The sequence below is a fragment of the Citrobacter sp. RHB21-C05 genome (assembly GCF_013889015.1).
GTDB classification, from domain to species: domain Bacteria; phylum Pseudomonadota; class Gammaproteobacteria; order Enterobacterales; family Enterobacteriaceae; genus Citrobacter_A; species Citrobacter_A sedlakii.
In genome coordinates, this window is the sequence record NZ_CP057611.1 from 438895 (window position 1) to 447622 (window position 8728).

Sequence of the window (8728 nt, forward strand, 5' to 3'; positions counted from 1 at the left end):
TAATTTGTATTCTTTTTGTTCATCCCCTGGAGCGTTGTATGTGGTTACTGGACCAGTGGGCGGAGCGCCATATCCTTGAAGCGCAGAGTAAAGGCGAATTTGACCATCTGCCCGGACGCGGAGAACCGCTCATTCTGGATGACGACTCGCATGTTCCTGCTGAACTACGCGCTGGCTATCGCTTACTGAAAAATGCAGGCTGTCTTCCCCCTGAACTGGAACAGCGTAAAGAAGCGATTGCGCTGCTGGATTTGCTAAACGGGATTCGACAGGATGATCCTCAGTATCAGGAAGTCAGTCGTCGTTTGTCATTACTGGAGCTCAAGCTCAGACAGGCCGGGGTGAGTACGGAATTTCTTCGCGGTGAATATGCCAAAAAGCTGTCGCATAAAATCAGTGAGCGTTAAAGGAGAAGAGATGTATCGTATTGGAGAGTTAGCAAAGCTGGCCGAGGTTACGCCGGACACTATCCGCTATTATGAGAAGCAGCAGATGATGGAACATGAAGTCCGTACTGAAGGTGGGTTCCGCTTGTATACCGAAAACGATCTTCAACGCCTGAAATTTATCCGCTACGCGCGACAGCTTGGTTTTACACTCGAGTCGATCCGCGAACTGCTGTCGATCCGTATCGATCCTGAGCATCATACCTGCCAGGAATCAAAAGGGATCGTGCAGGAGAGGCTGAAAGAAGTTGAAGCAAGAATAGCGGAACTGCAAACAATGCAGCGCTCCCTGCAACGACTGAATGACGCCTGTTGTGGTACGGCGCACAGTAGCGTTTACTGTTCGATTCTCGAGGCCCTGGAGCAAGGTGCCAGTGGAATAAAGTCAGGCTGTTGATTTAGTCAACCATCAGGATTACACTCGCGCCGTTAAATCCTACAACTGGAGTAATTATGAGCCGTTATCAACATACGAAAGGGCAGATCAAAGACAACGCCATAGAGGCACTACTGCATGACCCACTTTTCAGGCAACGCGTGGAAAAGAACAAGAAAGGCAAAGGCAGTTATTTACGTAAAGGAAAACACGGCAATCGCGGGAACTGGGAGGCCAGTGGCAAGAAAGTGAATCACTTTTTTACCACTGGCCTTCTGCTTTTAGCGAGCAGTTAAGAACGGTTATTTTGTTCTTTGAGCAGGTCACGAATTTCAGTGAGTAGCACTTCTTCTTTTGTCGGAGCGGGTGGCGCCGCCGGCTCTTCTTTTTTCTTACGGTTGAGTTTGTTAATCAACTTGATCGCCATGAAGATAGCAAACGCGACAATCACGAAATCAAAGATGTTCTGAATAAACACACCGTAATGCATCACAACAGCCGGGATGTCGCCCTGCGCCTCACGTAGCGTAAAGGCAAACTGTTTGAAATCGATCCCGCCAATTAATAATCCCAGCGGTGGCATGATGATATCGGCAACCAGTGACGAAACAATCTTACCGAACGCCGCACCAATAATGACACCCACTGCCAAATCGACAACATTCCCGCGCATCGCGAATTCGCGAAACTCTTTAATAATGCTCATTTTTATTCTCCCAAGCAGCTGACGATAATAAGTTTAACAAATGTTAAGGCAATTTCCATTTATGTCATGAGATAAATGTTCGAATTAACCTTGTCAAATCAGTGGATTAAAAAGGGTGCTAATAATGCACCCTTCTCAGTTACAGGAAGAAAGGGCTTGGCTGGAATAAGCGTTCGACGTCGGTAATAAACTTTTTGTCGGTCAAAAACATAATGACATGATCGCCTTGCTCGATGCGCAAATTGTCATTCGCAATCATGACGTCATTGCCACGGACCACGGCGCCAATAATTGTTCCTGGCGGCAGTTTGATTTCATCAATAACCCGGCCCACCACGCGGGAGGTGCTCTCATCCCCGTGCGCCACAGCTTCAATGGCTTCCGCCACGCCACGGCGTAAAGAGGAAACGCCTACAATATCCGCCTTACGGACGTGGCTGAGTAACGCTGATATCGTTGCCTGCTGCGGTGATATGGCGATATCTATGACGCTCCCCTGAACGAGGTCGACATAAGCGCGGCGCTGGATTAGCACCATCACCTTTTTTGCGCCCATCCGTTTAGCCAACATTGCCGACATGATATTCGCTTCATCGTCGTTGGTCACCGCAATAAAGAGATCGACCTGATCAATATGTTCTTCGGTTAACAACTCCTGATCCGACGCATCGCCAAAAAAGACGATCGTATTTTGCAGTTTTTCAGCCAGCTCTGCCGCCCGTTGCTGATCGCGTTCGATCAGCTTCACGCTGTAATCTTTTTCCAGGCGACGTGCCAGGCCTGCGCCGATATTACCGCCGCCAACCAGCATGATGCGTTTGTACGGTTTTTCCAGCCGCTGCAACTCGCTCATTACCGCGCGGATATGCTGAGAAGCCGCAATGAAGAAGACTTCATCCCCGGCTTCGACAATGGTTGATCCCTGTGGGCGGATAGGACGATCGTGACGGAAAATAGCCGCGACTCGCGTATCAATATGCGGCATGTGCTCACGCATGGTTGACAGGGCATTCCCGATCAGCGGACCGCCGTAGTAAGCCTTAACGACAGCCAGGCTGACCTTGCCTTCCGCAAAGTTAACCACCTGCAGTGCGCCGGGATATTCGATCAGCCGGTAAATGCTATCGATAACCAGTTGCTCCGGGGCAATGAGATGATCGATAGGTACGGCCTCAGAATGAAACAGTTTGTCTGCATCGCGAACGTAGTCAGGAGAGCGTATACGCGCGATACGATTCGGTGTGTTGAATAAAGAATAGGCCACCTGGCAGGCGACCATGTTTGTTTCATCGGAACTGGTTACAGCTACCAGCATATCGGCATCGTCAGCCCCGGCCTCACGCAGAACGCGAGGATGTGAACCGTGGCCCTGCACCACGCGCAAATCGAACTTATCCTGTAAGCTTCGCAGACGCTCACCGTTAGTATCGACCACGGTGATATCGTTGTTTTCGCCAACCAGGTTTTCTGCCAGTGTGCCGCCAACCTGCCCTGCGCCCAGAATGATTATTTTCATCAGTCGTGACCCGTTATCTCATCACTTTTTGATTAGCTTAGCGTAAAAGAAGCCATCACCTTCTTCTGCGCCAGGCAGATTTTGCCGGCCAGGTTGTTCAGGCGTACCGGTTTCGCTGAGAATGGCGTCTGCTGTGCGTTGCAGGAAAGCTTTAACCTGCAGACTGTTCTCTTCCGGCAGTACTGAACAGGTTGCGTACACCAGCGTCCCGCCTGATTTCAGATGCGGCCAGATGGCATCCAGTATTTCTGCCTGTAACTTCGCCAGTTCGGCAATGTCCCGATCCCGACGCAGCCATTTTATGTCTGGATGGCGACGGATAACGCCAGTGGCAGAGCAGGGAGCGTCCAGTAAAATACGATCAAACTGCTGCTTGCCGCACCACTGTGCCGGATAACGTCCGTCGCCTTGCTTAACGGTCGCTTTCATCCCGAGACGTTTAAGGTTGTCATAAACGCGAGAGAGCCGCTGTTCATCAACATCCACGGCCAGAACATCGGCTTCGGGGGCCGCTTCGAGGATGTGTGTGGTTTTACCGCCTGGCGCCGCGCATAAATCTAATATATGTTCGCCGTTTTGCGGCGCAAGAAAGGTGACGCAGCCCTGAGCGGAAGCGTCCTGAACGGTGACCCAGCCTTCGTCGAAGCCAGGAAGCGCATGCACTGGTGAAGGCGTTTCCAGGCGTACCGCGTCAGGGTATGCCGGGTGGGTGAAGCCTGTCATGCCTGTTTCTTCCAGTCGTGCCAGCCAGGCGTCTCGTGAATGATGCGTGCGGTTTACCCGCAACCACATCGGTGGGCGCTGGTTGTTGGCCTCGACAAGAGCTTCCCATCGTTCCGGCCAGGCTTTTTGCAGGCGCTTAAGCAGCCAGGAAGGATGCAAAAAACGCGCTTCAGTGTTCGAAAATTCCGCCAGCAGCTCATCCTGCTTACGCTGGAACTGACGTAACACGCCGTTGATAAGGCCTTTCAGTTGAGGGCGCTTGATGGCGACTGCGCCCTCGACCGTTTCGGCCAGCGCGGCGTGAGGGGGAATGCGCGTATGCAGCAGTTGGTAGAATCCGACCATAATCAGGTAATGCACGGTACGCTGCTTGCCCGTCATTGGGCGAGACATGAGCTTGCTGATCAGCCACTCCAGTTGTGGCAGCGTGCGCAGCACCCCAAAGCACAACTCCTGCAGCAGTGCCTTATCTTTGTCGGAAACCTTTTGTTGCATCGGCGGCAGAACATTGCTCAATGATTGTCCTTGCTCGACGACCTGTTCAATGGCTTGCGCCGCCATACTGCGTAAGTTGAGTTTCTTATTCATAACCGCAAAAATAAAAATGCCCGGCGACACCGGGCGGAGTAAGAAGTGACCGTCAGGCCAGACGGTTGCCAGGAATGAACCATTCCCGACGTGAATTTAAAAGATCCTGCGCGCTCATGGCTTTTTTTCCGGCGGGCTGCAACGAGAGCAAATTTAAAATGCCGTCGCCTGTGGCAACCTGAATGCCGTGTTTTGTCGCGTCCAGAATAGTCCCGGGCTGAGCCTGGGTGGCAGCAGCCACAACGGACGCCTGCCAGACTTTCACCGGCTGACCGTCAATTTCCAGCCAGCTCATCGGCCAGGGGTTGAACGCGCGAATGCAGCGTTCCAGTTGCGCTGCGGAAAGCGACCAGTCAATTCGGGCTTCTTCTTTGCTGAGTTTCTCAGCGTGGGTAACCAGCGCATCATCTTGAGCTTCTGGTTTTGTCCGCCCTTCGGCTAATTGTTTCAGCGTTTCGATCAAACCCTGCGGGCCCAACTCTGCCAGCTTGTCGTACAGCGTACCGCTGGTATCTTCTGCAGTAATCGGACAAGCGAGCTTGTAGAGCATATCGCCCGTATCCAGACCAACGTCCATCTGCATAATGGTTACGCCTGTTTCGGCATCGCCAGCCCAAAGCGAACGTTGAATCGGCGCCGCGCCACGCCAGCGTGGGAGCAAGGAACCGTGGACGTTAATGCAACCGAGCCGCGGCATATCCAGCACCGCTTTGGGAAGAATCAGACCATACGCTACGACAACCATAACGTCTGCGTGCAGATCGGCAACCAGGTGCTGGTTTTCCTGCGGGCGTAATGAGGCGGGTTGGAATACGGGAATGCCTTTTTCTTCCGCCAGCACTTTTACCGGGCTGGGCATGAGTTTCTTGCCGCGGCCTGCCGGGCGGTCGGGCTGGGTAAACACGCCGACAACGTTGTGTCCAGAAGACAACAGCGCGTCAAGATGACGCGCTGCAAAGTCAGGTGTACCCGCAAAAATAATACGTAGTGAGTCTGACACGTTGATTCTTGTCCTTAAGCTCGTGCGTTCAGGCGGTCGAGTTTTTCAACTTTCTGACGAATACGTTGCTGCTTCAGCGGCGACAAATAATCGATAAACAATTTACCGACTAAATGATCCATTTCGTGTTGGATACAAATAGCCAGCAGGCCGTCGGCTTCCAGCTCAAATGATTTACCCTCGCGATCGAGCGCGCGAATTTTCACTTTTTCCGCTCGTGGCACCAAAGCGCGCTGTTCCGGAATCGACAGGCACCCTTCTTCGATACCGGTCTCGCCTTCTTTTTCCAGCAGTTCCGGGTTAATGAGTACCAGGCGCTCGTCGCGGTTTTCAGAGACGTCAATCACGATTATCCGCTGATGAATATCAACCTGCGTCGCTGCCAGGCCAATACCTTCTTCTGCGTACATCGTCTCGAACATATCATCGACGATACGCTGAATGTCTGCATTCACTTCTTCAACCGGTTTTGCGACTTTGCGAAGGCGCTCGTCCGGAATATGTAACACTTGCAAAACTGCCATAGTTATCCAGAGTTGTGTTCAGGAGTTGAAAAGATTATTACCTCTATTCTAGACAAATCCCCCTCTGATTGACAGCATCAGTGACCAATCGCAAAGATTGCTGAGACTGCCTGTGGCAGGGGGACAAGGATGAACCGTACAGAGATTTGGCTACGTTTAATGCGGGTGAGTGAATTGTGCGGCGACGAGATGCTGCGCATCGCACACTGGCTTATCGCACAGCCACATATTGATGCCGCGGTGCTTCGCAACGCGGGGTTTTCGCCCTCCTGGATTAAACGCTTTTTCTCGCTTTCGGATGAAGAACGGGAGAAAACGCTGCTTTGGCTTGAGGCGCCTCATCATTATTTATTACTGGCGGATGATGATCATTATCCAACCCAACTTCGTGCTATTGACGATTATCCTGGCGCCCTGTTTGTTTCCGGAAGCCTTGCCTGTCTTCATGACGTACAGCTGGCGGTGGTGGGAAGTCGTACGCCTTCCTGGTACGGAGAACGGTGGGGGCGGATGTTCTGCGAAAAGCTCGCAGGTTGGGGAATTACGATCACCAGCGGACTGGCGCGCGGCATCGATGGAATAGCGCATACTGCGGCAATCCAGGCACAGGGTAAAAGTATCGCTGTGTTGGGCAGCGGTCTCGAGGTTATCTATCCACGTAGTCATGGCTATCTGGCAGAGCGATTGCTCGACGCGGGCGGGGCGCTGGTATCCGAATTTCCGCTGGCAATGCACCCGCTCCCGCGCAATTTTCCCCGACGAAACCGTATCATCAGCAGTCTGAGCAAAGGCGTGCTGGTGGTAGAGGCAGCGCAGCGCAGCGGATCTCTGGTGACTGCACGCTGCGCGATAGAGCAAGGCAGGGAAGTGTTTGCTTTACCGGGGCCAATAGGGAACCCGGGAAGCGAAGGGCCGCATTGGCTCGTGAAGCAGGGCGCCACACTTGTGACTTCGCCAGAGGAAATCGTGGAAAATTTGCAGTATGGCTTACATTGGCTGCCAGATGAGCCTGAAAATTCACTTTATTCACCAGATCGCGAAGCTGCGGCATTGCCATTTCCCGAGCTCCTGGCTAACGTAGGAGATGAGGTAACACCTGTTGACGTCGTCGCTGAACGTGCCGGCCAACCTGTGCCAGCGGTAGTGGCTCAGCTACTCGAACTGGAGTTAGCAGGATGGATCGCAGCTGTACCCGGCGGCTATGTCCGATTGAGGAGGGCATGCCATGTTCGACGTACTAATGTATTTGTTTGAAACGTATATCCACAACGAAGCGGAATTACGTGTGGATCAGGACAAACTTGAACGGGATCTTACCGACGCCGGTTTTGATCGTGAAGACATCTACAATGCACTCCTGTGGCTGGAAAAGCTGGCTGACTATCAGGAAGGGCTTGCTGAGCCAATGCAGCTTGCTTCCGATCCTCTCTCTGTTCGTATTTATACTCCAGAAGAGTGCGATCGTCTGGATGCCAACTGCCGGGGATTTTTGTTATTCCTCGAGCAGATTCAGGTGCTAAACCTCGAAACGCGAGAAATGGTGATTGAACGCGTACTCGCGCTGGATACCGCAGAATTCGACCTGGAAGATCTGAAATGGGTCATATTAATGGTGCTGTTTAACATTCCAGGATGTGAAAATGCCTACCAGCAAATGGAAGAATTACTCTTTGAAGTGAATGAAGGTATGCTGCATTAATCAATCTTAATCCAGCATGAGTTGTTATGGCTAAATCAGCACTGTTTGCGGTGCGTAAAAATGAGCCCTGCCCACAGTGTGGGGCTGAACTGGTTATTCGCTCCGGGAAACACGGTCCGTTTCTCGGATGCTCTCACTATCCGGAATGCGACTATATTCGTCCGCTGAAATCCACGGCGGACGGACATATTGTCAAAGTTCTGGAGGGGAAATTCTGCCCCGATTGCGGCGCCGAGCTGGTGCTACGACAGGGGCGATTTGGTATGTTTATCGGCTGCAGCAATTATCCGGAATGTGATCATACCGAGATGATTGATAAGCCAGACGAAACCGCAATAACCTGCCCTCAATGCCTGACTGGTCACCTGGTTCAGCGGCGTTCTCGTTATGGCAAAACCTTTCATTCCTGCGATCGCTATCCGGAATGCCAGTTTGTCATTAACGCCAAACCGATAGCTGGAGAGTGCCCTGAGTGTCACTATCCGCTCCTTATCGAAAAGAAAACCGCGCAAGGTGTTAAGCACTTCTGCGCCAGTAAACAATGTGGAAAGCCGGTTTCGGCGGAACAAAAAAGTGAATAATAACCTGCCAACAGACTCTATCGCCGCAGCGGTAGAGGAACTTAATAATAAAAATGTCATCGCCTATCCAACGGAAGCTGTATTTGGTGTCGGGTGCGATCCCGACAGCGAAACGGCTGTAAATCGTCTGCTGGCGCTCAAACAACGCCCGGTAGACAAAGGGCTGATTTTGATCGCCGCAAATTTTGAACAACTCAGACCATATATTGACGACAGTATGCTCACCGAAGCACAGCGTGAAGCTGTATTTGCATGTTGGCCAGGGCCGGTAACCTTTGTTTTCCCTGCGCCTGAGAGCACGCCACGCTGGCTAACAGGTCGCTTCAATTCACTGGCGGTACGTGTGACAGATCATCCGCTGGTGGTCGCCCTGTGTAAGGCGTATGGCAAACCGCTGGTATCAACCAGCGCCAACCTTAGCGGACTGCCGCCGTGTCGCACAACGGAAGATGTGCGGGCGCAATTCGGCGACGACTTCCCGATTGTGGAAGGCGAAACGGGCGGTCGTTTGAATCCTTCTGAAATTCGCGATGCATTAACGGGCGAACTGTTTCGACAGGGGTAAGAGA

At 52.2% G+C, this 8728-nt stretch carries 12 protein-coding genes; 7 read left to right on the plus strand and 5 right to left on the minus strand.

Annotation, left to right across the window (positions count from 1 at the left end):
• Window positions 1–38: 38 nt before the first annotated feature.
• From HVX72_RS02090 to arfA, 3 genes are read left to right on the plus strand one after another with little or no spacing between them, the layout of a single operon-like run.
• Complete coding sequence (locus HVX72_RS02090) at window positions 39–407, plus strand: DUF1992 domain-containing protein (protein ID WP_042293094.1); 369 nt, start codon at window positions 39–41, stop codon at window positions 405–407.
• Window positions 408–417: 10 nt separating this feature from the next.
• On the plus strand, window positions 418–843 hold the full coding sequence (zntR, locus tag HVX72_RS02095; RefSeq protein WP_042293092.1) for a Zn(2+)-responsive transcriptional regulator: 426 nt from the start codon (window positions 418–420) through the stop codon (window positions 841–843).
• Between the two features lie 56 nt (window positions 844–899).
• Window positions 900–1118, plus strand: coding sequence for an alternative ribosome-rescue factor ArfA (gene arfA, locus HVX72_RS02100; protein WP_042293091.1), 219 nt, complete (start codon window positions 900–902; stop codon window positions 1116–1118).
• Here the strand turns inward: arfA and mscL are convergent.
• From mscL to def, 5 genes are all read right to left on the minus strand, one after another.
• Entirely contained in the window at window positions 1115–1528 is a 414-nt protein-coding gene (gene mscL, locus HVX72_RS02105; protein WP_042293089.1) for a large-conductance mechanosensitive channel protein MscL, read from the minus strand. The two genes, arfA and mscL, sit on opposite strands and share 4 nt — an antisense overlap.
• Window positions 1529–1667: 139 nt before the next feature.
• On the minus strand, window positions 1668–3044 hold the full coding sequence (trkA, locus tag HVX72_RS02110; RefSeq protein ID WP_042293086.1) for a Trk system potassium transporter TrkA: 1377 nt from the start codon (window positions 3042–3044) through the stop codon (window positions 1668–1670).
• Window positions 3045–3065: 21 nt separating this feature from the next.
• Window positions 3066–4355: a 16S rRNA (cytosine(967)-C(5))-methyltransferase RsmB gene (gene rsmB / locus HVX72_RS02115; RefSeq protein ID WP_181822453.1), complete on the minus strand. Its 1290-nt coding sequence runs from the start codon at window positions 4353–4355 to the stop codon at window positions 3066–3068.
• Window positions 4356–4407: 52 nt separating this feature from the next.
• Window positions 4408–5355 (minus strand): methionyl-tRNA formyltransferase, encoded by a 948-nt coding sequence (fmt, locus tag HVX72_RS02120; RefSeq protein ID WP_060570675.1) that lies wholly within the window; start codon window positions 5353–5355, stop codon window positions 4408–4410.
• A 14-nt stretch (window positions 5356–5369) separates the two neighbouring features.
• Window positions 5370–5879, minus strand: a complete 510-nt coding sequence (def, locus tag HVX72_RS02125; protein WP_181822454.1) for a peptide deformylase — start codon at window positions 5877–5879, stop codon at window positions 5370–5372.
• Between the two features lie 129 nt (window positions 5880–6008).
• Between def and dprA the strand changes: the two genes are divergently transcribed.
• From dprA to tsaC, 4 genes are read left to right on the plus strand one after another with little or no spacing between them, the layout of a single operon-like run.
• The gene (gene dprA, locus HVX72_RS02130) at window positions 6009–7133 is read left to right on the plus strand and encodes a DNA-protecting protein DprA (protein ID WP_042293077.1); all 1125 of its coding nucleotides are present in this window, start codon (window positions 6009–6011) and stop codon (window positions 7131–7133) included.
• Window positions 7105–7578 (plus strand): DUF494 family protein Smg, encoded by a 474-nt coding sequence (gene smg / locus HVX72_RS02135; RefSeq protein WP_181822455.1) that lies wholly within the window; start codon window positions 7105–7107, stop codon window positions 7576–7578. The genes dprA and smg overlap by 29 nt, the downstream gene beginning before the upstream one ends.
• A gap of 26 nt (window positions 7579–7604) precedes the next feature.
• Complete coding sequence (locus tag HVX72_RS02140) at window positions 7605–8159, plus strand: type I DNA topoisomerase (RefSeq protein ID WP_060570672.1); 555 nt, start codon at window positions 7605–7607, stop codon at window positions 8157–8159.
• Complete coding sequence (tsaC, locus tag HVX72_RS02145) at window positions 8152–8724, plus strand: L-threonylcarbamoyladenylate synthase type 1 TsaC (RefSeq protein ID WP_042293071.1); 573 nt, start codon at window positions 8152–8154, stop codon at window positions 8722–8724. The genes HVX72_RS02140 and tsaC overlap by 8 nt, the downstream gene beginning before the upstream one ends.
• The last annotated feature ends 4 nt before the right edge of the window (window positions 8725–8728 follow it).

Excerpts from the sequence above, each read along its gene's own strand:
- HVX72_RS02090 (WP_042293094.1), top strand. The coding sequence starts at position 39 with ATGTGGTTACTGGACCAGTGGGCGGAGCGCCATATCCTTGAAGCGCAG.
- zntR (WP_042293092.1), top strand. The coding sequence starts at position 418 with ATGTATCGTATTGGAGAGTTAGCAAAGCTGGCCGAGGTTACGCCGGAC.
- arfA (WP_042293091.1), top strand. The coding sequence starts at position 900 with ATGAGCCGTTATCAACATACGAAAGGGCAGATCAAAGACAACGCCATA.
- mscL (WP_042293089.1), bottom strand. The coding sequence starts at position 1,528 with ATGAGCATTATTAAAGAGTTTCGCGAATTCGCGATGCGCGGGAATGTT.
- trkA (WP_042293086.1), bottom strand. The coding sequence starts at position 3,044 with ATGAAAATAATCATTCTGGGCGCAGGGCAGGTTGGCGGCACACTGGCA.
- rsmB (WP_181822453.1), bottom strand. The coding sequence starts at position 4,355 with ATGAATAAGAAACTCAACTTACGCAGTATGGCGGCGCAAGCCATTGAA.
- def (WP_181822454.1), bottom strand. The coding sequence starts at position 5,879 with ATGGCAGTTTTGCAAGTGTTACATATTCCGGACGAGCGCCTTCGCAAA.
- dprA (WP_042293077.1), top strand. The coding sequence starts at position 6,009 with ATGAACCGTACAGAGATTTGGCTACGTTTAATGCGGGTGAGTGAATTG.
- smg (WP_181822455.1), top strand. The coding sequence starts at position 7,105 with ATGTTCGACGTACTAATGTATTTGTTTGAAACGTATATCCACAACGAA.
- HVX72_RS02140 (WP_060570672.1), top strand. The coding sequence starts at position 7,605 with ATGGCTAAATCAGCACTGTTTGCGGTGCGTAAAAATGAGCCCTGCCCA.